General features: G+C 45.2%; 17 protein-coding genes and 1 riboswitch. Of the genes, 5 read left to right on the top strand and 12 right to left on the bottom strand.

Annotated elements, in window-relative coordinates:
* The first annotated feature begins 40 nt into the window (after positions 1-40).
* The 3 genes from galE to ABN702_RS22540 all read left to right on the top strand — a co-directional run bounded on the left by galE (position 41) and on the right by ABN702_RS22540 (position 4,450).
* On the top strand, positions 41-1,054 hold the full coding sequence (gene galE, locus ABN702_RS22550; protein ID WP_417898809.1) for a UDP-glucose 4-epimerase GalE: 1,014 nt from the start codon (positions 41-43) through the stop codon (positions 1,052-1,054).
* A 219-nt stretch (positions 1,055-1,273) separates the two neighbouring features.
* The gene (locus ABN702_RS22545; RefSeq protein WP_417898808.1) at positions 1,274-3,874 is read left to right on the top strand and encodes a leucine-rich repeat domain-containing protein; all 2,601 of its coding nucleotides are present in this window, start codon (positions 1,274-1,276) and stop codon (positions 3,872-3,874) included.
* 168 nt (positions 3,875-4,042) lie between these two features.
* Positions 4,043-4,450 carry a hypothetical protein gene (locus ABN702_RS22540; protein ID WP_417898807.1) on the top strand — a complete coding sequence of 136 codons (408 nt, stop codon included), beginning with the start codon at positions 4,043-4,045 and terminating at the stop codon, positions 4,448-4,450.
* Between the two features lie 104 nt (positions 4,451-4,554).
* On the opposite strand, the gene ABN702_RS22535 is transcribed toward ABN702_RS22540, so the two are convergent.
* Both ABN702_RS22535 and ABN702_RS22530 read right to left on the bottom strand, forming a co-directional pair.
* Entirely contained in the window at positions 4,555-4,788 is a 234-nt protein-coding gene (locus tag ABN702_RS22535; protein ID WP_417898806.1) for a hypothetical protein, read from the bottom strand.
* Positions 4,785-5,720: a hypothetical protein gene (locus tag ABN702_RS22530; RefSeq protein WP_417898805.1), complete on the bottom strand. Its 936-nt coding sequence runs from the start codon at positions 5,718-5,720 to the stop codon at positions 4,785-4,787. Before ABN702_RS22530 ends, ABN702_RS22535 begins: the two co-directional genes overlap by 4 nt.
* Positions 5,721-5,876: 156 nt before the next feature.
* Between ABN702_RS22530 and ABN702_RS22525 the strand changes: the two genes are divergently transcribed.
* The gene (locus tag ABN702_RS22525) at positions 5,877-6,647 is read left to right on the top strand and encodes a metal-dependent hydrolase (RefSeq protein WP_417898804.1); all 771 of its coding nucleotides are present in this window, start codon (positions 5,877-5,879) and stop codon (positions 6,645-6,647) included.
* Positions 6,648-6,751: 104 nt separating this feature from the next.
* Here the strand turns inward: ABN702_RS22525 and ABN702_RS22520 are convergent, their stop codons facing one another.
* Positions 6,752-7,966: a DUF5667 domain-containing protein gene (locus ABN702_RS22520; protein WP_417898803.1), complete on the bottom strand. Its 1,215-nt coding sequence runs from the start codon at positions 7,964-7,966 to the stop codon at positions 6,752-6,754.
* A gap of 78 nt (positions 7,967-8,044) precedes the next feature.
* Positions 8,045-8,134: riboswitch (cyclic di-GMP riboswitch) on the bottom strand.
* A gap of 249 nt (positions 8,135-8,383) precedes the next feature.
* On the opposite strand from ABN702_RS22520, the gene ABN702_RS22515 reads away from it, so the two are divergent.
* Positions 8,384-8,995 (top strand): DedA family protein, encoded by a 612-nt coding sequence (locus ABN702_RS22515; RefSeq protein WP_417898802.1) that lies wholly within the window; start codon positions 8,384-8,386, stop codon positions 8,993-8,995.
* A 131-nt stretch (positions 8,996-9,126) separates the two neighbouring features.
* Here ABN702_RS22515 and ABN702_RS22510 read toward each other — a convergent pair whose 3' ends face one another.
* The 9 genes from ABN702_RS22510 to ABN702_RS22470 all read right to left on the bottom strand — a co-directional run bounded on the left by ABN702_RS22510 (position 9,127) and on the right by ABN702_RS22470 (position 24,402).
* Positions 9,127-10,260 (bottom strand): M20 family metallopeptidase, encoded by a 1,134-nt coding sequence (locus ABN702_RS22510; protein WP_417898801.1) that lies wholly within the window; start codon positions 10,258-10,260, stop codon positions 9,127-9,129.
* A gap of 69 nt (positions 10,261-10,329) precedes the next feature.
* A complete protein-coding gene (locus ABN702_RS22505) occupies positions 10,330-11,340 on the bottom strand; it encodes an ABC transporter ATP-binding protein (RefSeq protein WP_417898800.1) in 1,011 nt (336 codons plus the stop codon).
* Positions 11,340-12,320, bottom strand: a complete 981-nt coding sequence (locus ABN702_RS22500; protein ID WP_417898799.1) for an ABC transporter ATP-binding protein — start codon at positions 12,318-12,320, stop codon at positions 11,340-11,342. The genes ABN702_RS22505 and ABN702_RS22500 overlap by 1 nt, the downstream gene beginning before the upstream one ends.
* A gap of 15 nt (positions 12,321-12,335) precedes the next feature.
* Positions 12,336-13,220 (bottom strand): ABC transporter permease, encoded by an 885-nt coding sequence (locus ABN702_RS22495; protein WP_417898798.1) that lies wholly within the window; start codon positions 13,218-13,220, stop codon positions 12,336-12,338.
* Positions 13,221-13,235: 15 nt separating this feature from the next.
* Positions 13,236-14,153: an ABC transporter permease gene (locus ABN702_RS22490; protein ID WP_417901004.1), complete on the bottom strand. Its 918-nt coding sequence runs from the start codon at positions 14,151-14,153 to the stop codon at positions 13,236-13,238.
* 69 nt (positions 14,154-14,222) lie between these two features.
* The gene (locus ABN702_RS22485; RefSeq protein ID WP_417898797.1) at positions 14,223-15,794 is read right to left on the bottom strand and encodes an ABC transporter substrate-binding protein; all 1,572 of its coding nucleotides are present in this window, start codon (positions 15,792-15,794) and stop codon (positions 14,223-14,225) included.
* 879 nt (positions 15,795-16,673) lie between these two features.
* A complete protein-coding gene (locus ABN702_RS22480) occupies positions 16,674-22,382 on the bottom strand; it encodes a pullulanase (RefSeq protein WP_417898796.1) in 5,709 nt (1,902 codons plus the stop codon).
* A gap of 301 nt (positions 22,383-22,683) precedes the next feature.
* Positions 22,684-23,538, bottom strand: coding sequence for an alpha/beta fold hydrolase (locus ABN702_RS22475; protein WP_417898795.1), 855 nt, complete (start codon positions 23,536-23,538; stop codon positions 22,684-22,686).
* Between the two features lie 18 nt (positions 23,539-23,556).
* Positions 23,557-24,402, bottom strand: coding sequence for an alpha/beta fold hydrolase (locus ABN702_RS22470; protein ID WP_417898794.1), 846 nt, complete (start codon positions 24,400-24,402; stop codon positions 23,557-23,559).
* Between the last annotated feature and the right edge of the window lie 10 nt (positions 24,403-24,412).

The following is a 24,412-nucleotide window of genomic DNA, read 5'->3' as shown; positions in this document are numbered from 1 at the left end:
TATATAGAAGTGCTTTGATATTAAAGAGGAGGATCATAACATGGCTATATTAGTTACAGGTGGTGCAGGCTACATCGGTAGTCACACTTGTGTAGAGTTATTAAATGCAGGATACGAGGTTGTAGTATTGGACAACCTTTTAAATAGTAAATATGAATCCATTAAGCGTGTGCAAGAAATTACTGGTAAAGAGATACGATTTTACGAAGCCGATCTATTAAAAGTAGAAGATATTGAAAAAGTTTTTAGTGAAAATTCCATAGAGGCTGTTATTCATTTTGCAGGACTGAAAGCAGTAGGAGAATCCGTTCAAAAACCACTATATTACTATCATAATAACATTACAGGCACTCTTTTATTGTGTGAAGTAATGAAAAAACACGGTGTTAAAAACTTGGTATTTAGTTCATCAGCCACGGTCTACGGAATGCCAGATACGGTTCCTATCTCTGAAGATTTCCCACTAAGTGCAACAAACCCATATGGGCAATCAAAATTAATGATTGAAGAAATATTACGTGATCTGTATGTTTCGGATAATGAATGGAGCATTTCCTTATTGCGTTATTTCAACCCAATCGGTGCACATGAGAGCGGCCGTATTGGAGAAGATCCAAATGGGATACCGAATAACTTGATGCCATTCATCACACAAGTGGCAATCGGTAAGCTTCCACAGCTGCAAGTTTTCGGAAACGACTATTCTACAATTGATGGGACTGGAGTTCGCGACTATATTCATGTAGTGGATTTGGCAAAGGGTCACTTGAAGGCTTTGGAGAAAACCACCACTATTACTGGTGCCCATGCTTATAACTTAGGTACAGGACAAGGTTATAGTGTATTGGAAATGGTGAAAGCCTTTGAAAAAGCTTCTGGGAAAGAAGTTCCTTATCGTATAGTTGATCGCAGACCTGGAGACATTGGAGAATGCTATGCAGACCCTACTAAATCAAAAAACGAGTTAGATTGGAATGCAGAAAAAGGCTTGGATGAGATGTGCAGGGATTCATGGAAATGGCAGGAGAGTAATCCTAACGGTTTTGAGAGCTAATTTTTTTACTAATTTATATTTATAAAGGGCCTGACCCCTACCGATTTATAGCGGTGAGGGTCAGGCCTCTTTTTATACCTTTACAACGAATCTGTCAATCAAATAATTTACATTTTTTATAAATAAATTACATAAAAAGTAATTCCCTAAAACGAACAAAGAGAGTATAATCATTTTGTTATGTAAGGTATTTTAATAGAATTGGAGGATTGGTTTTAGTTGAAAAAGTATTTTTGGCTAAACTTAGGTGTAGTATTTACCTTACTACTTTCATTATTAAGTCCAGCTTTAGCTACTGCTGAGGTTACGGAGGAGCAAACTGGAGTAATACTAACGAAAGCGGTACAAACGGAAAATGGAGTTTCTCTCGAATGGGAAACAGCTAGTAATGAGGACTTAACAAGCACTAAGCAAAGTTTTACATTAGTAAAAAACGGTCATTCCGAGATTATCACCCCTGAAAAATCAGAAGAACAATCAACAGAAACAAAACAAGTTTATACCTTCATAGATGGTATAGATGAAGTTAATGAAGGTATTGAATATCAGGTTATATGGAATATAGATAATGTAAATGTACACAGTAATCCTTTATCTGTTGTACACGAAACGCAGATAGAAGAGGAACCATCTGGAACAGAAGAAGAAAGCGAAGAGGAAGAAACTGAACCAGTTACAAAAAAAGAAGCAGCTTTGCAAGAGGATTCCGAGGAAATTATCGATGAATCTTTTTTAGAAATAGAAAAAATGCTTGTTAATGAAAATTCCTTTACTGTAACTTGGTATGGTCATGTGGAAGACAGCAAAGGAAGATTGGCAAAATACGAACTTTATATGGATGGAACTCTTGTGAAATCCGGTGGGATCAATTTTGCCGAATATCAGTTTACAAAATTACAAGCGAACACAACCTATGATGTGACAGTAAAAGCTTTAAACTCTTCAAACGAAGTATTATTGGAAAAATCCATTGAGGTTACCACATTCCCTGCACCAACCGGGAAAATTGCTTCGTTTGCAGATAAGAACTTAGTACAGGCCATCAAAGATCAATTAGGTGTAACAAGAGACATTTATGAGAGTGATGTTCAAAACCTTACAGTTCTTTATGCAGCAGACTACGGTATTAAAAGCATTTCAGGATTGGAAAAAGCAGTTAATCTTGAAGCGGCGCACCTATTTTATAATGAAATCTCAGATTTAACGCCCCTTACTAATCTTACTCATCTAGTAGAGTTGGATTTGGAAGGAAATACATTCACTAATATCGCCCCTTTAAAGGGCTTAACAAATCTCTCTATCCTATGGTTATCCGATAACGAAATTTCAGATATCCAAGATTTATCAGATTTGAGGAAGTTGGAGTATCTATATTTAGATCGCACCAACATCTCCAATATTGATACATTACTTCTTCTACCAAACCTAACTCACGTCACTTTGTCAGAAACAGATATTGATTTGACGGAAGGGGCTCCTGCTTGGGAGGTACTGAATGTTTGGAAGGAAGCAGGCGTTTACGTTGATATTTTAGAAGAAGTGATGGAGCCTTACTTTGAAGCATATGCAGAGGGTACTTCAGAGGAAAGTGTTTTCCTAACATGGTATCACTACTTCCACGATGAAGAGGAAGACTCTTATCCTGAAAACTATAAATACATTGTCTATGTGAATGGGGAAAAATATACAGAAACAAATGAATCCTATTTGTTATTTACAGACTTGGAAGTAGAAACAGAATATGAATTCAAGGTTGAAATGTATAGTGAAGCAGGAGAATTTCTTTTTGATGCAACGACAACTGCCAGTACGCTTGGACTTCCGACAGGTGACATCGTTACGATTGCTGATGAGGGATTAGAAGAGGCGATTCGCCAAAACCTATACTTACCAGACCGTGAAATCTATCAATCAGATATGGAGCGTCTTCAATATCTATATGCTGCATACATGAATATTGAAGATCTCTCAGGCTTAGAGTATGCCACTAACTTAATGATGTTGGACGTGGAAGAAAATTCCATTGTAGACATAACGGCATTAAAGGATTTAACTTTACTAACATACTTGAATCTAGCTAATAACCCTATTGAGGACATCTACGTTCTAGAATCACTTTCAGGGCTGGAATTCCTTAATCTCCATGGCACTCCAGTCACTGATATTAGCGTATTATTGACTTTGGAATATCTATATCAGGTTACCCTATTCGAAATGTCCAATCTTACATTCGAAGAAGAAACTCCTGAGTTAGAGGTTGTGGAGGAGCTTCTTAATAGAGGTGTAGAAGTTTATCTTAATGAAGAAGACTATATTGGTGTCTCTCCAATTACCATCAATGTACTGGATGTAACGGAAAACAGTATCGAAATCGATTGGATGTATGAAGGTGAAGAAGAAGTTGCCTATTATGAAGTTATTGTAAATCAAGAGGTTGTAGGTACAGTTGAAGAAGGATACTATCACATTACCGATCTCCTGTCTGACTCTTCCTACGATATCACAGTAGTTGCTTTTGATGGAGATGGCTTCTTGTTAGGCCAGAGCGAAATCAGCGTTACCACCTTAGCAGAAAATGTAGAAGAAGATGATACAGAAGAAACACCAGGTGAAACAGATCCAAAAGAAGAGGATAAAACACCGGAAGATAAACCTGTTGACGATACAAAAGAAGAAGAGACAACTGAAAAATCTTCTGGAAAAGGTAACAAGCTACCTGTAACCGCAACGAATACAATGAATTTTGTCCTAGTTGGATTGGCTTTGTTGTTTGTGGGAATTAGCGGTATGGTTTTTGCGAAAAGAAAGAGATTAGCTTAATAAAGGAAATTAGAGTAATAGGGTCCTCCTTCACCACTTTTTAACGGTGAGGGAGGACCCTTTAAATACCCACTAAATAATTTTCAAATCCATGACGGTATTGGACACTCTCTCATCTTCATATGATTAAACAGTTGACGTTAACAGAATATGTAAGGGAGCGATGAGATGAAAAACAAGCGTGGGTGGCTGCTTGGACTGTTTCTGCTCATTGGTCTGACGGTCGGTTGTTCAGAAGAAACCAGCGAGGAAAAAGGTATAGGTGATATGGAAATCGGAACCGGTCGTGATGAGGAAATGGAGGTTGAAGATGTAACCGATACATTCACAGTTAATGATATTATTGCAGTTACCTATGGCCAGGATGAAGAACCGATAGGCGGCAGCGTTACATTTATCATTTTGAAAAAAGTAGGAATCAATGAAGAAATCATTAATCAGTGGGAGGAACCTCTTGACCCAACCTGGACCTGGTTCTCAATCGAGATTTATCCTCCTGAAGAAGAAGGTGACTACATCCTTCGACTCGTCAGTGGAAACGAACTCTTAGCGGAAAAAAGCTTTTCAGTAGAATAATAACCAAAACTAATCCAAGGTAAAAAAAGCATTGCCCCAAAGCGATGCTTTTTTATGTTGCAATTCAATTTTCACTTAGGTGCGGGCAGGCCCTAATAAACTACTTAATCCTCCTTTCTATACCTCCCTTCAAACGACACATTCATACCATGCCATACGTTGCACCCTGCATTTTCTATCACCTCTATGGTATCGGTTCCGAGCTCGAATGTTAGTTGGCAGCCGTATTCGGATTCGCTAAAAACAGCTTTGTTACCGTCGATGAATGCCATTCCTTCCAATTCCCCAACATGCCCTCCACTGGAAACCACATTTATCCGGAAGTCGAATATATTCATATATGCATTACTGATATCAAGCCCCCGGGATAGGTTTCATGGTTCCAGGTTCCTTCCAGACTCTTGATGTAATAAGGAGGCTTGCGATATTCTACAGGAAGCCATTCTATCGGGATGTCATAGATTGAATTTGTGCTAGATGCGTAGACGGCAGATAACCCCATGAAATTGGGATCGAAAAAAACATACACCTTCTCTCCATTATGATTCATTTCGTTTAGGAAAGTGACCTTGTCATTCGCACCTAGATACGCCGAATATTCCTCCCATGTGACCTGCATATCCTCCTTCTCGGGGCTTACATGGTTCCACCCGTCCATCACCCATTTCCCATCTTCTTTTATGATTGTAAAATAAATAGTTCCCCCATTGTCCCCATGCAGCTCGTTGGAAAATTCAATGGAGGATGCAATGATTTTATCACCGGTATTTTCCCGCACCGTAAAGCGGATATCCATAGACGGGTACGGAATAAGTGGCGCATCACATTCACAATAATACTTGCCGGCCAGCTCCTTCAGATGTCCATTCATAAAAGCCTCGGAAGCATACTGAAGTAGTGCCGGTTTTAAAGTGTCAAAATCGGCTGGGTTGCTTCTGTTGCTCCAATTGTATTCTTGACCCAGATCACGAAACGTTGCAAGGATCCCTTCAAATAGACCAGTGACAACCCCTTGAATCTCTCCATCCGGCAATCTCTCTTCCTTCACATCTTCTTTTGGATCCTCAGTTTCTTCGTCTTCACTACTGTCATTCTCATTATTAGTATCTGGCTCCTCTTCCATGTCTTCATTTATTTCATCTGAAGCATTGATATTGCTTTCTACCGGCATCGCTTCCTTAAAAAAAATCTGCTGCAAAATATAATAAGTCCCTATCCCCGCTATGAGGAAAAAAAGCATCCAAACAAGCACCCTCTCTTTAATCATCATATCCCCCTAAACCACAATTTAAGTACCTATATTAATAGATGTGGATATTATTGGAAATATGAATTATAATATCTTTTTTTATTTATCACTGTTCTAATACCTATTAATTTACATAAATATGAGAATTGAAAATCCCATAATAAAAGGAGAACGAATATGAAAATCACACGCTTAGGCCACTCATGTTTTGTCATTTCTACGAAAAAAGGTAAAAACGTAATGGTAGATCCATTTTTGGGACAAAATCCTGCTTGTCCAAGGGAATTTCTTGAGGATAAGTACATGAATAAGATAGATACTGTGTTGCTGACACACGGCCACTTTGACCATATCTCAGGGGTGGCGGAGGTCAAAGCAGCCAATCCGGAGGTGTTAGTGGTTGCCCAATATGAGCTTGCTCTTAAGCTGATGGGTGAGGGTTACAATGTTTTTCCATTGAACTACGGCGGTACATATCGCGAGGACACCTTCGAAGTGACGATGGTAAATGCGGTCCACACCTCCTCCTTCGGGGAAACCCAAGGGCCTCCTGAACTCGTCGGTCTTCCTTGCGGCTATGTACTAAATGTATACGGAGAAAAGGTCATCTATATTTCCGGAGATACGAATGTGATGGCGGATATGAAAATCATTCAGGACATCTATCAGCCAAAAGTCGCCATCCTAGCTTGCTCCGGCCAGTTTGTGATGGGAGTGCGGGAGGCAGCATATGCACTGAATAACCTGCTGGATGTAGAAAAAGTCATCCCATGCCATACCTTCCCAAAAGTCGAAGAGTCCGCAAACCCCGAAATTATGGCCGGCCTGGTTGAAGGATTCCCAGTCATTCAATTCATGGTGGGGCAGGATCAGGAGCTGAAAAATGCGATGGAAGGAACAGAGGTGGAGGTTTGTGTGATGACTTATGGGGAGACACGAGAAATTTAGAGAAAATAATAAAGTCCACCACCCTTTACTTTATAAGGGGTGGTGGACTTTACTTATATGAACTTTTTTGCAGAGAGACACTGAATCAGTCTCGGGGATTAAGACTAATACTCTCCACCGTCCTTCTTCCCTTTACCATTCCCATTATTGCCTTTATCATTTCCTTTGTGCGCCTCTTTCTCTTCTTCAACAGGATCCGCTTTTTCTTTTTCTGCTTCCTTCGGCTGTTCAGGAGTTTTTTCTTTCTTTTCAGCAGCTTTTTCCTGCCCTTTATTTTTAGCTTCCTCTGCTTTTTGCTTAGCCTTTTCCTTCTGCTGGTTTGCTTGCTCCTTATTCATTTGGGCAACAGCAGGAATTACTGTGCTTGTAGTTTCCTCGGATTCAGAGCCTTCTTCCGTAGCTTCTACAACTTCAGTTTCCTCTACCACTTCAGGTGCTGCCTCTTCCATCTCTTCAACAGCTTCCTGTTCTTCTTCCACTTCTTCAACCGGTTCTATATTCGCTGTGAATTTTTCCTTTTTCTTGTTCAAAACTTCTAACTTTTTTGTAAGCTTTTTAATTGCTTTGGCATCCTCGGCTTCCACTGCTTTTGCCAATGCCTCTTCTACATAGGCCACCTTTTTGGAAACTACGGATTCCTTGATTTGAGCCATCGTGATACCCAGCTCTGCCATCAACGCTTCCAGATCTGTTTCACCATCCTCTACAAGTACTACAATTTCTTCCACAGTTTTACCAGAGATATCAGATAGGGAGATGATTTTAGCGATAACGCCATAGCCGAAACCTTGTTCACGCAAGAATATTACCTGCTCGGTGTCATACCCCATCACAACATTCGCTACAAGATAGGCTTTGTCCTTGATTTTTGTAACTTCCTCTTTTACTTCCTCTTCAAGCTGCTCTTCGATTTCCTCATCGATTTCCGCAGCCTCCTCGAGCTGTTCACTTAATTCTTCTTTTGCTTCATCCTCTATTTCCTCTTCCGTCACCGCTTCGGATACTTTTTCCTGAGCATGCTCCAACAGTGCCAAGTAGTCTTCCACAAGCTCCTGAACGTACTCCTTTTTCTCTTCTTCTGTCATTGCTTCTGCCTCTGCCAGGCGCTCTTTTGCAAAGTCCACCAAAAGCTTCGCCTCTTCTTCAGAGTTGAACGTAAAGGTCAGCTTCAAATCTTCCCAAAGCGTGTCAAAAAAGTAGTTGAACTGATCAGGTGTAGTGCCTGCATCCGTTGTTGTGCTCTCTTCTGTGTTTGCACTAACCGATGACCCCACCGTCAAGGTCAAGGCAAGAGTAGTTGATAAAATAAACTTCTTCATCTATTGTTCCCCCTCAAAGCTATGTATCAATAAAAATCCATAAAAAAACAGCTAAACCAAAGAATAGCTACCTGGCTCTTCGGCAACTGGCTGGCATTTTCACATTACTTAAAAGAAGCCCCTCTAGCTTTGCGTCCCCGCGTTTCCACAGGTTTGCCCTTTCGGATTTATATCGTTACCTTAAGTATAAATATATACAGAATATTATGGTAGATATGATTGCTAGTTTTACGAAAGATAGGCCATTGGTATTATTGGGGTGGGGGGTATATTATAGGGAGGACAAGCTCCATGTCCCACTGAGCCTTGTATCATCTTGCATGACTTCCTATTTCCAGCCGCTCCCTCCTTCAAATTTGCGAAAAAGATGAATCATTCATTATAATAAATGAATGTTATTCTTTGAGGAGATTGACAATGGAAAATTGGCTAACAGACATTATTAATCAATTTGGTTATATGGGCATTATGTTCCTAATCGCATTAGAGAATATATTCCCGCCCATCCCATCTGAAGTGATATTGACCTTCGGAGGGTTTGCCACCACCACTTCCAATCTTAGCATCGGTGGGGTAATTGCGGCTTCCACTGTCGGATCGGTGGGCGGAGCAATTGTGTTATATGTGATCGGTTTACAGGTGGACGTCGAGAGGCTGGAGAAGATTGTAGAACGATGGGGGCATATCCTCAGAATTACTAGAAAAGATATACACAGGGCTGATGCCTGGTTTGATAGATATGGTCCTTGGACGGTGTTTTTGTGCCGTTTTGTTCCGTTGATCCGCAGTTTGATCTCCATCCCAGCTGGTATGTCTAATATGAATTTCGGTTTGTTCCTTCTGTTTACAACGTTGGGAACGCTGATTTGGAATGTTGTCCTTATTAATCTGGGAGCTTCGGTGGGGTCTTCCTGGGATACAATTGTGGAGTATATGGATCTTTATTCGAAATTTGTGTATTTCCTGCTGATAGTACTTTTTATTGCGCTTGTGGTGGTTTATGTGAGGAAGCGAAGAATGCGTAAATGATTTTAGAAAAATAAAATAGAGCTGTCACACAAGTCAATGTGTGACAGCTTTTTTGTTTTGAGGAACCGTGGGACTAGGTACATAGGACATACATAGAACATGGTGTAGGACACGGGACCTGTCCCCATGCCTCACTTTGACAACCGATCAATCGTCTTCGCCAGCAACAGCGTCCGCTCCGGCAATGTCTTGATCTCCAAATACTCGTCCTCACTATGGGCGTTCCCTCCGACTGGGCCGAGGCCGTCAACGGTGGCGACTCCTGTTGCGGAGGTGAAGGATGCGTCAGATCCCCCACCTGTTGCTGTATCGAATACCTGCAGGCCGATCTCTTTGCCGACTTCTTCAATAAGATGCAATAGGGACTGGGTCTGCTTATTCTTCTCCATCGGCGGGCGACTGATGGAGCCTTTGAGGATGATCTGGGTGCCGGACACATCCGTGGTCGCGCAGATTTCCTTTATTTTTTCCTCCAGGTACTTGGCCTGGTGCATTTCCGAGATGCGGATATCCACATGGGCGATTGCGATTGGCGGTATAGTGTTGATGGAAGAACCGCCTTCGATTAGGCCGACGTTGACGCTGATGCCTTTTTCATAGTCGCTTAGCGCGTTGAGTTGGATTACTTTATGGGCAAGCTCTTCGATGGCGCTCCGCCCTTTTTGCGGCTCGATTCCGGAATGAGCCGCTTTTCCTTTTACGATCACGGTATAACTTCCACCGCCGCGTCTCGCTGAAACAAGTGATCCGTCCTTGCGGGCAGGCTCCATAATGAGAGCGTACTCCTTGCCTTGGGATTTTTCCACGATTAACGGTCGCGAAGTCGGGGAGCCCACTTCTTCATCACTGTTCAAGATGATTAGCATGTTTTTGTAGCTCTCGCTTCTGGTCTGCTGCAGGGCTTTGATGGCATATAAAAGCTCAACCTGACTGGACTTCATATCGACCACACCTGGTCCGTAGGCTCTGTCCCCTTCTATTCTGAACGGGCGCTCGGCGGCTGTCCCGAGTGGAAAAACGGTATCCATATGGGCTACCAGAATAATTTTCGGATCGACAGCATCCTTATGCTGAACAATCAGGTTATTACCGTACTTCTCCTCTTCCCTCACCTCAACGGTAAAGCCCAGCTTCTCATATTCCCTTTTCAAAATGGCTCCTACGCGGTCGATTCCTTCCTTCACGTACGTTCCACTATCGATGTTCACCAGTTTCTCTATCAATTGAAGCATCTCTGCTTGGCTCTGCTGTAAATACGTCTCCACTATCTCTACATCTCCTTTGTTTGTAGGGACTATCCCTAGTCACACTGGGACAAGGGACCTGCCCCCCATTCACCCCCGGACCAACGGGTAATGACAAGCAACAAAATGGCCGGGTTTTTCTTGTCTTAAATCAGGTTCTTCTACTTTGCATTTGTCTTGTGCGTACACACACCTCGGATGGAAACGGCAGCCGGCTGGCGGGTTGGCCGGACTCGGCATGTCGCCTTCTAGGATGATGCGTTTTTTCTTGTCCCTCAAGGTCGGGTCGGCTAAAGGCACCGCCGATAGGAGCCCTTCCGTATAGGGATGAAGGGGGCCATCGAACAGCTTCTCCTTCGTGGTGACCTCGACCACTTTTCCAAGATACATGACGGCAATCCTGTCGCTGATATGCTTGACCGCGGGTAGTCCATGCGCGATAAAAATGAACGTCAAGTCGAATTCCTTCTGCAGCTTCACCATCAGATTCAAGATCTGCGCCTGAATCGAAACATCCAGCGCAGAAACCGGTTCATCACATACCACAAGTTTTGGCTTCAAGGCTATCGCCCGCGCAATCCCGATTCGTTGGCGCTGCCCTCCACTGAATTCGTGTGGAAACCGCCTCGCATACGATCGGTCCAAGCCGACTATATCCATCAGCTCATGGACCATTTCCTTCAGCTTCTTCCCTTTTGCCACACCATGTGTGATCAGTGGTTCTGCGATAATATCGAAAACTCGCATTCTCGGATTCAACGATGAGTAGGGATCTTGAAAGATCATCTGGATCTCTGCGCGCTTTTTACGCAATCGCTCCCCAGTGAGGGTGCTTAGATCCTCTCCTTCAAAAATGATTTCCCCTTCCGTCTTGTCGAGCAGCTGCATGATGAGGTTTCCTGTCGTGGACTTGCCGCAGCCGGATTCCCCTACTATACCGAGCGTTTCACCCTTTTTTACTAGTAAGTCTATGCCATCGACCGCTTTTAGGTACTGCTTATTTCTTTTTAAAAGACCTTCTGATACGTCAAAATATTTCTTCAGGCCCCTGACTTCCAACAGATATTCTTCTGTCTTTTCCACCACCTTTAATTCTGACATTAGATGGCCACCTCTCCTTCTTCATGCAGCCAGCAGCGGACCTTGTGCCCTGCCGAAGTTTCTTCGAGTGCAGGCGCCTCATGCACACATTTTTCCATGGCATATGGGCAACGCGGTTGGAATCTGCAGCCCTTTGGCATTGCAGCAGGCGTTGGGACCGTGCCCTCTATTGTTAAAAGTTCTTCATTCCGCTCATGAATTTTTGGCGTACTATCAAGCAGTCCCTTGGTGTATGGGTGTTTCGGGTTGCTGAAAAGCGTGAACACATCGGTGTGTTCGACTACCTGGCCAGCGTACATGACAATGACGGTATCGACCATTTCCGCCACGACGCCCAGGTCATGAGTGATCAGCATGATGGATGTATCTAAGTCACGGGTCAGACCCTTCATCAGCTCAAGGATCTGCGCCTGAATGGTCACATCAAGTGCGGTCGTCGGTTCGTCAGCGATCAGAAGCTTCGGGTTGCACGATAGCGCCATAGCAATCATGACACGCTGCCTCATCCCACCGCTCAATAGATGCGGATGCGACGAATAAACTTTCTCCGGCCTTGGAATTCCGACCCGGCGGAGCATGTCGATACTTTTTACCTTCGCCTCCTGCTTAGAAGCTCCTTGATGAAGTCTGATAGATTCAGAGATTTGGTTCCCGACTGTAAACAAAGGATTCAAGGACGTCAGCGGCTCCTGGAAGATCATCGCGATCTCGTTGCCGCGCAGCTTTCTCATCTCTTTTTTCGAGAGCTTGGTAAGGTCCTTTCCTTCAAAAAGGATCGACCCTGCTTCAATGCTTCCTGTTGCCCCAATGAGCCCCATGATGGATAGGGAGGTCACGCTTTTCCCACAGCCGGATTCACCGACCACCGCGATGGTTTCCCCCTTTTTTATCGAAAAAGAAACACCGTCCACAGATGGGATGATTCCGTTCTCCGTCTTGAAATGGGTTTGCAGATTTTTCACTTCCAACAGTGTTGTCACGTTACAACCTCCCCTTTATTTGCGAGTAACGGAGCGCGGATCCAGGATGTCCCGGAGCCAGTCTCCCAGAAAGATGATGCCAAGAACGGTGATCGTGATGGCGACACCAGGAAAAGTGGCAAGCCACCAGCTTGTCGCAAGATAATCCCGGCCATCACTCAGGATTCCGCCCCACGAAATAGTCGGCGGCTGAATGCCAAGGCCAAGGAAACTGAGTGACGCTTCTAAAATGATCGTCGTCGCGACACTTAGCGTTGAGATGACGATAAAAGGTGACACTACATTCGGCAAAAGGTGGCGCATGATGATTTTCGAGTGCTTGACCCCAATCGACCTTGCCGCTTTGACAAACTCCCGTTCCTTGATGGAGAGCACCTCCCCACGGACAAGCCGCGCATAGGTAACCCAATTCGTAATCCCGAGCACAATGATCAGGGTGGTGACACTTGGACCAAAAATGCTCAAGATTACCAATGCAAATAGAATGGTAGGAATTGCGAGGAAGGAATCTACTATTCTCATAAGCAGGTTATCGAGGAATCCCCCGAAATAGCCAGCAATCAGGCCGATGAAAACCCCGATCGCCCCCGCGAGCACAACAGCCGCTATCCCGACCAGCAACGACACCTGCGAGCCATAGATGATGCGGCTCAGAATGTCACGTCCCAGATTGTCCGTTCCCAATAGATATTCCGTCGTTCCACCCTCCGCCCAGAATGGAGGCTTGAGCATCATCGCCGGGTTAATGAGGTTCGGGTCATGAGGCGCAAGCACTTTCGCGAAAACCGCTACCGCAATCACGCAAAAAACGATGATAAATCCGACCGTCCCCGTTTTACTTCTTAACAGCATCCTTGCCCATCGCACCACGGGACCGGTCCCCATATTGATTTCCGCCATTTTTTCTCCCTCCTTCTAGGTGTATTTGATTCTAGGGTCTAATACTTTGTAGATTAAATCGGCTAGTAGATTCATTAAAATAACCATGAATGCGATGACGAAGACGCTTGCCTGGACAATCCCCATGTCCCTTGTGTTGACGGCCTGGATCAGAAGCTGTCCGAGCCCCGGCCACGAAAAGATGGTTTCTGTGATGAGCGTCCCTCCTACAACCGTAGAGGTCTGCAGCGCCGTAATCGTCACTACCGGTATCAAGGAGTTCCGCAGCGCATGTTTGTTCACCACGAAGAAGTCATGTATCCCTTTGCTTTTGGCGGTTCGGATATAGTCCTGGTTCAGAATCTCAAGCATGCTCGAGCGGATCAACCTTGTCATTTCTGCCGCTATCCCTGTACCAAGGGTGATGGCCGGCAATACGAGATGGGAAAAGGTTCCCCGCCCTGACACCGGAAGCCATCCGAGCGTCACCGAGAAGAGAAGAATGAGCATGATCCCAAGCCAGAAGTTCGGCATCGCTTTTCCAAGTACCGCTCCACCTGTCGCCAACAGGTCAAGGGAAGAGTTCTGCTTTGTCGCAGACCAGATACCCAGCGGGATGGCGATGACAATCGCGACAAACATCGCCGCTATCGCAAGCTCGAGTGTAGCCGGCAAACGCTCTAGAACAAGTGGAAGGGCGCTCGAATTGTAGCGGAACGAGTCCCCAAAGTCTCCCTGCACCAGACCCTGCATGTATGTAAAATATTGAATATGGAACGGCTTATCCAACCCAAGGGATGTCCGCAGTTGATCAATGTCTTCCTGGCTGGCGTCCTCCGGCAGCATCAGGGCAACAGGGTCACCAGCAACGAAGACGAGACAAAAAACAATAAAAGAAATGATAAAAAGAACGGGTATGATTTGTAAAAGTCGTCGAACCAGGTATTTGACCATCATTTCACTCCTTATGATGTAGAGGACCAGGGAATAATCCCCAGTCCTCCTTTTAGTCAGTGTAGGTTTTTATTTCTTTTTAATAGTTGGGACATAAATCATTTCATCCGGATTCGGGTCAAAGCTGATGCGGTCGCTGAGTCCGATGTTGATCTTTTCCTGGTGAAGCATGATGTGCGGCACTTCCTCCGCCGCAATTTCTTCGATTTTCTGGATCTGCTTCTCGCGTGATGCAGGATCCATGTTATTCGCAGATTCTTTTAACAGTGCTTCGATTTCATCATTTTTGTAGTCGGTCTCTCCTACAAAACGCTCTGCGCGGTACCAGTCAACAGAGTAGGCACCGTCGAACATGGAGTTCCCAAGGCCGAGCAGGTAAGCATCCTTGTTCTTCTTCGCCGTACGCATCTCAACAAAGTTGCTCCATTCCATGAATTCGATGTTCACTTTTACATTGATCGCCGCAAGCATACCAGCGATCATTTCAGTGATTTCCGCATCCTGCAGGTAACGGCCTTTCGGTGCATGAAGCGTCATCTCAAATCCATCTTCGAAGCCCGCTTCTTTCAAAAGTTCTTTCGCTTTATCCACATCATAGTTATAGGTGTCATGGAGATCCGGATTGTGTCCGAAGTTACCAGGGCCTACACGCGTACGGGTCGGTACCCCGCCGCCTTTCAGGACATTTTCTGTAATGGCCTTATTATCGATTGCATAGTCAAGCGCTTGTCTCACTCGCACATCAGAAGTCGGAAAGCCCTCTGTCGCCCGAAGAATGAGCATGATTGTACGGTTTGATGTCTCCTGTACAATGGACGTGCCATCATTGTCGTTGACGCGGTCCCAATCAGCCGGTGGTACGTTCACAGCAATATCCACCCCACCAGTAAGCAGCTCGGAAACGCGAGTGGAGTTCTCAGGAATCACGCTGAACACGACTTCATCCCACTCTTCCACTTTGCCTTCGTAGTAATTTTCAAACGGCGTCATGACGATACGGTCATCCCTTACCCACTTCTTGAACTGGTAAGGACCGGTTCCAACCGGATTCTCCAAGAAATGCTCCCAGCCTTTTTCGTTTATGTATTTGCTAGGCAACATCCCAGAGCCCAAACGGGAAAGTCGGTGAAACAAAGACGGTTCCGGTGCATGTGTCACCACTTTAAAAGTAAGTTCGTCCACGATTTGGACTTCTTTGATTTGTTTGTAGTTCGGAAATTCCTTCAGCGTGTCGTCTGTTGCCACACGCTCCAGCGTGAATTTAACATCCTCTGATGTCAACGGATCTCCGTTATGGAAGGTCACACCTTCTTTCAGCTTCATTTCCACTGTCAGGTCGTCGATTTGTGTGAATGTGTCGACCAATTCAGGATGGATTTCGCCTTTTGCATCCTTTTTGAACAGATAATTAAACATATTGTCATGAACCGCTTCCGTGGACGTATTGTTATGGTTATGGATATCAAAACTCACAATATCGGTCCCCATCGCAATCGTTAACGTGCTGCTTTCATTGTTCGGCGTCTTTCCATCACTCTTGCCATCTGTCCCCGTCTTGCTATTGTTTGAACACCCTGCCACAAGTAAAGCCGTGATCGCCATCACCATCATGAAGCTCCAAATAGATTTCCTCTTTCTCATTCGTTATCCCCCTTAAATGTTGTTAAATGAAGCAAAAAGCTTTATAGAAAAACAAATAGAAAGCAGCATCCATTTGTTTACTCCCAGGTTCGGTTTCCTGTTTCCCATCACTTATTTAGCCAAGCTAAATAATATTTTCATAAAGAAAGAATAATCTAAAAATTATAAAAAATCAATAAAATAATTACAAGATTTGTCATAGTTATAAAATTTTAGTGGGTATTTTGGTGTAGGTATGAAGTGGGATTCGGCACTGGGGGACAGGTCCGTCGTCCCGGTTTGATGATATATAAGCTAACGCAAAAAAACGTACCTGCTACCAGCAAGTACGCTTACTTCTTCTACCCATTGCATTCATTCAACTTTCAAATGTGACGAAAACTATTGGGACAGGGGGCCTGACCCCCATTCCTCTTACGGGGCAAGACCCTGCAAACTTTTTTAGTTCGAGTTGATGATTTTTGTCGAAATATGCGTTTTATCGATATCTGCCCTGTTTTCACTGATATATTGAAATTTTCATTGATATATGCATATTTTCGTTGATATCGTGACCCGATTCATCGATATATTAAAATTTTCATTGATATCCCACTTCGGAACACAAAAATGCGGTTGCAACATAGCCTGAAATGAAAAACCTCGTCATATTGACGAGGTTTTTTTCATTTAGAACAAACCATCAAGAGCCCTTCAGTAGATTAGGATACATATACTGATAGGATTTTGAAATCTGCTACCATCCCAAGCTCAAGAGAAAGAGATTTATAAGCCAGTGAATGGAGGGAGTCTATGGGATCGAGCTCGGGCTCCCAGTTGAAGCATTTCACCGCTCTGTCCATCTGTTTAAGTCCATGGGCAAGGGACCTGTCCCTAAAATCACGCTGCTTTCTTCCGGCCAGCCACCATCACTCCGCCCATCATCACAAGCAGCACTCCTAGTAGCATGTAGTTAAATGCATTGGTCGCTGTAACAGGAAGCTTGTTCCCATTACCTTTACCAGGCGTACCGCCACCTGGGCTATTTCCATTTCCATTGCCGTTGCCGTTGCCGTTGCCATTGCCCGGATTGTTCCCATTGCCCGGCGGTGTAGTACCGTCGCCATCGCCGTCACCAGGATCCGTCCCATCGCCAGGGTCTGTCCCATCAGCGCTGACCTTCACCACAACCGTCGTCAATGGATCAACCGTAATGCCATCAGCAGTCAATTCAACGCCAGTGACATCAGAAACTTCCTCAATGCCTGCTTCATCAGCGTCAACGACTACCACACCTTCCATCAGGTCTTCACCCAACGTCAATGCTCTTGCTTCTGTATCTGCATTCACAAATACGTAAAACACGTCGCCATTAGTCGCTTCATTTCGATATGCAACGACAAGATCCTGGTCCCCGATTTCCGGAGCATCGATCATCGTCACATTCGAATCTACCAATTCCTTAGTACCTAATCTGAACGCATCAGTAGAACGACGTAATTCTATCAATCCAGCCGTATATTCACGGGTCATATTGTTAACCTGATACAATTCTGCGTTCGTTGCTTTTTCCCAGTCGAATCGGTTGATGATGTCCGATGAGTCGTAGGAATCATGGATGAAGTATGGATACTGGAACGGGTTGCCGTCCTTGTCCGTCATGTAGGTGGACTTGTAAGGTGCGGTATCCGCTTCCGCTCTCCATTGCTTCGTGCGTCCGTATTCCTGGCCGGCATGCAGGAATGCCGTACCTTGGGAAGTCAGGATCATGGAATTCCCCAACCTGATTCGCTTATGGATTTCCAGGGTGTTTTCTGGAACGTCCGGATCTTTCTTGATCGATTGTGCGATAACATCGTGCAGCGTCAAATTGTCATGCGCCGCAATGTACTGCACCACATCTCCAGGGTCATCTGCCGTAAAGTTGCGAGGCTGCCCTTTGATGTTGTCAAAAATCTGTGCTATATCACGTGCACCGCCCGTAATGAAACGTGCCTGCCCTTCGCTCCCGAAGCCTGATTTCAGCTCGTTGCGGATTTCATCGGAGAAGCTTGCCACGGATTCCGTGTACTGCATCCATTGCTGGTCTGCCGCTTGCACCGGCTCGCCTTCATCTCCTGCAAAAGTGACCCAGCCCTCACCGATCATGACGATGTTCGGGTTCAATTTTTTCGCTTCGTCGTAAGCAATCTGGATGCTCTCTGCATCGTGGTCGCCCATCATGTCAAAGCGGAATCCGTCCACCTTGTACTCGTCGACCCAATACTTGATGGAGTCAACTAATACGCGGCGTGACATTTTGTGTGTCGTACCGAGACGTCCGCCGCCGAAGCTCGTTCTTGGTGTTCCGTCTGCGTCCATGAAGTGGTAGTAGTTCGGGACAAGGTCCTCGAAAATCGAAACCTGTGCCGTGTGGTTGTACACCACATCAAGTACCACACCCATGTCGCGTTTATGAATCTCGTTAATCAGGTTCTTGAACTCTTTTATTCTCAATTCCGGATCATTAGGGTTCTCCGAGTACATGCCGGATAGGGAGAAATAACTGTGCGGGTCATAGCCCCAGTTATAGTTCGTATCCGTGGACGCATAATCAAGCATTCTCTCAGCCGAAGCCAACTCATTGCTGAAGTAGTAGCTCATCACCGGCAGCAATTGAATGTGGGTCACGCCCAATTCCTGAATGTAATCCAATTTTTCTACGAATGATGCAAACGTACCGAATTGCGCTTTCAGGTCGTCCGCAATATTTGGATCGGATGTGAAGTCACGAACATGCAGTTCATAGATGATCGTGTCTTCGCGCTTTTCAAATCCAGGGATGTCAGCATAGTCAAGCTCTGGTCCGATGGAGGAAACATCGACGATTGCCGCTTTTCCGACAGGATCTCCCGCTTCGTTGTTCCACGCCGCCATTGATTTTGCATAAGGATCCAAAGCAAGCTTTGTCACTTGCCCATGTGTAATTTCATAATGGTAGTAATAGCCTTTCAAGCTCTTCAGACCTGTGTTGTCCTCATCCAGCTTCATCGACCAGACGCCTTTGTCACCTTTTGTCATCGCAATCGTGTCCACCACTGTATCCTGGTCGTCCTTGTCATAAAGAACCACGGAAACATCGTCCGCTTTCGGGGACCAGACCTTCAAGGTAGCCGTGCCGTCCTCATGCAGTTCGGCACCAAGCTTTCCATCATAGCCGTACATTTCATCGATCAGCTTCCAGCCGGATTTGACCGTGATTGTGCGATCCCCATAGGTTACCGTGTAAGGGATTTTGTCCAAGTCGAACGTACCGTGAACAGACACGCGCTGTGCACCGTCCAATGTCACGTCGTCAATCGCCACAAGTTTGCCATCCACGTCCTTGATCTCCAATTGCTCTTTCAATTCCTCAAGATCCAAGCCTTCAGTTTTGGTAAAAAGAAGCGTGATTTTCTTGTCGGACAGAACCTCTCCGGACAATAAGGCAACTGCCACCGTTCCATAAGGATTCGTGTACGCCTTATCTTCGCCCTCTTTTACAAAAAGCTGGTTATGCTGCTGTAGCATATCGAATGTCATATCTCCAGTCTGCTGTCCATTTAGTTTGTTGACGAAAAGAAAGCCTATTTTCTGTGCATTTTCTTTCAGTTTGATGTCATAGTACGCACCATACTTGCCAATGCCCGCTGCATCAGTCGCACCGTTCGGCCAGCCGTCAGATGGTGCTGCGACATCCTCCCAGTTCCATAAGCCCCAACCGTCATAATCAGCATTTGTGCGCTCATAGTGGATCCGCACCGTATCTTCCGGAAGGTCAACCGGCTCGTATAAAAAGACTTCATCGGACCCCTGCTTGATCCATACCTCGTTCAAGTCTGGCGAGAATAGCTCCAGCGCTTTGTCTCCACCATCTTTGTCCCCGTTCGTCGTATTCAAAACAAGGAACCCTACATTTCGGGCATCGCTATTTAATTTTACATCAACGTATGCACCATAATCCGTCACCTGACCGGCTTCAAAAGGTGTTCCACCAGTTGGCCAGTTCTCCGATGGTGCCGCTACGTCTCCCCATAGCCATAGGCCGAGGTTTTCGTAGCTGTTGTCGGTGCGCTGATAGTGGATGCGAAGCGTGTCTTCGCCGATCTCACCAGGCTGACTAGGCTCGTCCACTACAGGAACATCGCCATTTTCCACCGTAAATAATACCGTTCCGCCATCTTCCATCGCTGGAATCGAGAACGTCACTTTTCCTTCTGCTGTTGCTTCATAAGTTTCTCCGGAATAGTGGTCTGTAACCACCGCATCCGCCGAACCGAAGTTCAGTGTCACTTCTTTTGCCGCAACTGCCGTGTTCAAACCTACATATACGGAATCTTCGCCATAGCTACGGGAGAATATGAGATACTTCGCGTTGTCAGAGCCTGCGATCTTCTCTCTGTCCCCTTTTGCAAATACATCCATATTGTCGTTACGGAATGCCAATAACTTCTTGTAATGCTCTAGTACCGCGTTATCCTCGACCTGATTCCATGGAAGGTTCGGTCGGTTGTCGTAATAAGGGTAGTTGTTTTTGCCAGGCAAGCCAAGCTCTTCCCCATAATAGATGACAGGCTGTCCTTTAGCCGTCAGCTGCAATGATGCTGCCACTTGGTATTTGCCAAGGTCACCGCCGACTGTCTCCAGGAAGCGGTCTTCGTCATGGCTTCCAAGGAATTGACCCAATGTCGCCGTGTTCGTAAGCTTTCCGTTGCGTGCCTGCAGCTTCGTTTCAACGGCATTAATCTGACCGTTAACAAAATCGCGGGCATAATTTTTGAACTCAAAATCAAGCAGGGAGTCCATCGTTCCCGAGTTCAGGTATCCCTGGTCATTTCCGATGCTTGCTCCCCAAGCCTCCCCGATCAACTTGTGTTCCGGCATTTCTTTTGTCAAAGCGTTCTTGAAAGCCATCCAAGTAGTGTTCTCTACGTGCTTCACCGTGTCGACACGGAAGTAGTCGATCGTGTTGCCGTTCGCTGTTCTCGACTTTTCGATCCAGTCCGTCTGCCACTGGACGATCTGGTCGCGCACTTCAGATTCCTCTGTTAAAAAGTCCGGTAACCCTGCAAGTTCCCCACGAACCGTATCCGTTCCGCCTGCACGAAGCATACCATCAAATCGGGCACGGTCTTCATCTGTCGGGAAGTTCGGAATGCTGCTGGCATCGCCAGATTTCAAGCCATATCCCGTATGATTCAATACCACGTCGACCATGATTTTGATGCCACGGTTGTGCGCTTCATCAATCAGCTCATGGAAATCGGCCATCGTACCGAAGTGAGGATTCAGCTCGCCGAAGTTGCTCGCCCAATAGCCGTGATAGGCGAAGTAAGGCGTGTTCGGATCGTCATTGTACCTCACGTCATGCTTGATATTTTCCACAACCGGATTGATCCAGATCGTGTTGATTCCAACCTCGTCCAAATAGTCCAGTTTTTCTGTAATCCCTTTGAAATCCCCTCCCTGATATGTTCCGGACTTCGACTTGTCATAGCCGATTCCGTACGGATCATTATTGGAGGAATCTCCATCAAAGAAACGGTCCGTCAGCATGAAATAAACCACTGCCTCGTCCCAATCAAAGTCTGCTTCCTCGCCAGTGAATGTGCGCGCCTTCACTTCTAGCGTCGCTTCTCCCTCATGGCTGTTCCCGAACTCATCAATCGCCGTGATCGGCAAAGTTTTCACACCCGCAGGCACGTTCTGGTTGACCGCTACTGTCACTTCTTTCAGTACAGGGTCGATCAGAACTTTTTCTTTTCCACCAATTGCGGATAGATTAATAGAAAGCTCACGCACTGGCGTATCTTCTCCTGTACCCAGGTCCACTTTCACCACAGCATTTTCGTTGTAATCAACAGCTGCAGGCTCCACAGTTCCCGTTACATCTAATTCAGAAACCAAGTACGTCACGACGGATTTTCCATCCACCGTGTTGTATGGATCCTGCACCTCGTTTGTTTCCCCATCCACTGTCACAAAATACGTATATTCATGCTCGCCAGGTGGAAGGTCGTTGTACGTATATGTAAAACGCTCATTCTCCACTTCAGCCTGCAGGTCATATTTCTCGCCTAAAATGGAAAGCTCCACTTTTTCGACCTTGCCCATTTCCCCGTTTGCATAGAGCTCCTTGTCACGGAAAAAGAAATGCGCATTGCCATCCTCCACAACAGGCCCGTTGACTTCTGGCACCTGGAAAATCTCCTCCTGGCCACTCGTTACCTGAACCTTTGTGATGGACTCGTTCTTGTTCAGCGTAATGTAACGGTCATTTTCCCCGTCTTTCGCTTCCCAATCCCCTTTACGGACGATAAATCCAACCTGCTCCGCTTCCGGACTTACGGCGATCGTGGCATATGCCTTACCATCCTTTACTTCCGTAAAATCGATCCTATCATCCTGGACGCCTGTCCCCCAGACCCAAAGATTCCAGCCATCATAGATCCCATCAGCCCGCTCATAGCTAAAGCTGATCTTGCGTTCCCCCGTATCGGCAATCGCATGTGGGGCGACGCCTGCAAACATGGAAACCACAAGAAGAACCGACAATAGCATTGCCATACCCCTTTGAAACTTCCTCCTCATGAAACTTTTCCCCCTTTGTTTAGCTAAAAATTACAGTGGAAGCGTTTGCACAATCTGTCGAAGTTTGTTCGTTGTGAAATCGTTTGCACAAAGTTGCACAGATTCGCGATTCCATAACTAGTAAAACTATCAAACTTATGCAAACGCTACCATTCTACCTATCTTTAAAGATACTATGAGTTTTCTAAATAATCAATAAGATTTTGGGCAGGTTTTTTGTGCCTGGGTTTGGGCACGGGGTCCCTTGTCCCACCCACAGAATAAAAAGCCTTCCAAAAATGGGAGGCTTATATTTTTCTATTTATTTCCTAAAACTCTGAGACAACGGACCTGCTCCCACAAACCCTCGAACCAGTTCCAAATATTCTTGATTTTCCTCAAGGTGCGGGGAGTGTCCGCTGTTTTCAAAAATCACTAGGGAGGAGGATTCTATTTGATGTGCAATATCTTCTGAACAGATAACTGGGGTAACCCAGTCATGGCGTCCTACTGTTACAAGAACCGGGACTTTGATTTTATGTAGCTTTTCAATCAGGTTGTACTTTGGTTTGTTTTCACTGAATGCGTAATTGTGCGTTGCATAATGGAAGTACATGTTTTCAAGTCGTTTCCGGTTTGCCTCTTCGTCTATGACTACCGTATAGAGTGGCTGAATGGCAGCAAACATTTCTTTGAATTCCTCGTTCGACTTTACCTGTCCATGAAATAGCCGCTCAAGCATCTCCTCATTGATCCCCGGCAGGTTGCTGTTCAAGGCTTTTTCCATTGAGAGATCATTATAGTTGCTGCTTGGTGCTGTATCCCGTAGTATCACATGCGTAACGTTTTCCTGGTATTGGAGTACGTATTCCAATGTGAGAAAGCCTCCATAGGATCCACCTACTATTTTTATTTTCCCTAAGCCCAGGTAGTTTCGAAGTTCTTCAATGTCCTGTATCCACTGTTGATGAGTATAGGGTGGAACATCCTCTGAACGGCCAGATCCCCTCATATCCAGGAATATCAGCTTGTAGTGGTCACCTAGAGGAGAAAAGGCTTTAATATCTCCGCGACAGTCTCCCATCCCCGGACCACCATGAATAAAGAAGATTGGCTCCCCGTTTTCCTTCCCATGAATCTCGTAGTATAGCTTGCATCCATTTATCGTTGCATACATGATAATTCCTCCTTCACTTTATTGAGAAACTGGTTGTTGCGATAGGAAGCTTTTCAAATGGCTTATATATTCATCCGTCTTTTCCCTAACAAGTGAATGCCCGTTTTCCTCGAAAACTACTAAGGTGGCACTTTCAATCCCTCTGGCAATTTCCTCTGAATATTCAATTGGCGTTATCCAATCCTTTCTTCCCCCGGTAACCAGCACAGGAACGTGTATTTCTTGGAGTCTTGAAGTAAGATCATAATTTTTAAGATTATGGTTAAAAGCAAAATTATGAGTCTGGTAATGAAAGTATATGGATTCCAACTTCTGCTTCATTGTTTCTTCATCGGGTTTCATCGCATACAAAGGCTGTATAGCAGCATACAGATCTTTGAAATCCTCATCAGAATGAACAAGCCCCTCAAACAGTCTACGTATTCGATCTGGACTGATACCGGGCAGGTTGCTGTTCAACGCATTTTCTATTGCAGCATAATGGTGTTCATTGTTGGCGGCAGTTACATTCAAAATGGCATGGGACACATATTCCTGATACTTAAGCAGGTACTCAAGAACAATGAATCCTCCATAGGAAGAACCGTGGAGGATGATGGTATCGAGTCCCAGGTGCTGTCGCAATCCATTAATATCCTCCACCCACTGTTCGTGTGTAAAAGGTGGAATATTCTCCGACCTTCCAGAACCTCTCATATCAAGGAATACAAGTCGAAATTCAGATGCGAGCGAACTAAAAGACAATACATCTCCTCTACAATCCCCAAGTCCAGGTCCTCCGTGTATAAAAAAGATTGTTTTACCGTTTTCTTCTCCCATCATTTCATAGTGGATGTCGCATCCATTTATTTTGGTCATCATCATACATACCTCC

It is taken from the genome of Bacillus haimaensis (genome assembly GCF_048270625.1).
GTDB lineage: Bacteria > Bacillota > Bacilli > Bacillales > Bacillaceae_I > Sutcliffiella_A > Sutcliffiella_A haimaensis.
This window is presented reverse-complemented; position numbering and strand designations above follow the sequence as displayed.

Coding starts and splice junctions, on each gene's coding strand:
- galE (WP_417898809.1), top strand. CDS start 41: ATGGCTATATTAGTTACAGGTGGTGCAGGCTACATCGGTAGTCACACT.
- ABN702_RS22540 (WP_417898807.1), top strand. CDS start 4,043: ATGAAAAACAAGCGTGGGTGGCTGCTTGGACTGTTTCTGCTCATTGGT.
- ABN702_RS22535 (WP_417898806.1), bottom strand. CDS start 4,788: ATGAATATATTCGACTTCCGGATAAATGTGGTTTCCAGTGGAGGGCAT.
- ABN702_RS22530 (WP_417898805.1), bottom strand. CDS start 5,720: ATGATGATTAAAGAGAGGGTGCTTGTTTGGATGCTTTTTTTCCTCATA.
- ABN702_RS22525 (WP_417898804.1), top strand. CDS start 5,877: ATGAAAATCACACGCTTAGGCCACTCATGTTTTGTCATTTCTACGAAA.
- ABN702_RS22520 (WP_417898803.1), bottom strand. CDS start 7,966: ATGAAGAAGTTTATTTTATCAACTACTCTTGCCTTGACCTTGACGGTG.
- ABN702_RS22515 (WP_417898802.1), top strand. CDS start 8,384: ATGGAAAATTGGCTAACAGACATTATTAATCAATTTGGTTATATGGGC.
- ABN702_RS22505 (WP_417898800.1), bottom strand. CDS start 11,340: ATGTCAGAATTAAAGGTGGTGGAAAAGACAGAAGAATATCTGTTGGAA.
- ABN702_RS22495 (WP_417898798.1), bottom strand. CDS start 13,220: ATGGCGGAAATCAATATGGGGACCGGTCCCGTGGTGCGATGGGCAAGG.
- ABN702_RS22490 (WP_417901004.1), bottom strand. CDS start 14,153: ATGGTCAAATACCTGGTTCGACGACTTTTACAAATCATACCCGTTCTT.
- ABN702_RS22485 (WP_417898797.1), bottom strand. CDS start 15,794: ATGAGAAAGAGGAAATCTATTTGGAGCTTCATGATGGTGATGGCGATC.
- ABN702_RS22480 (WP_417898796.1), bottom strand. CDS start 22,382: ATGAGGAGGAAGTTTCAAAGGGGTATGGCAATGCTATTGTCGGTTCTT.
- ABN702_RS22475 (WP_417898795.1), bottom strand. CDS start 23,538: ATGTATGCAACGATAAATGGATGCAAGCTATACTACGAGATTCATGGG.
- ABN702_RS22470 (WP_417898794.1), bottom strand. CDS start 24,402: ATGATGATGACCAAAATAAATGGATGCGACATCCACTATGAAATGATG.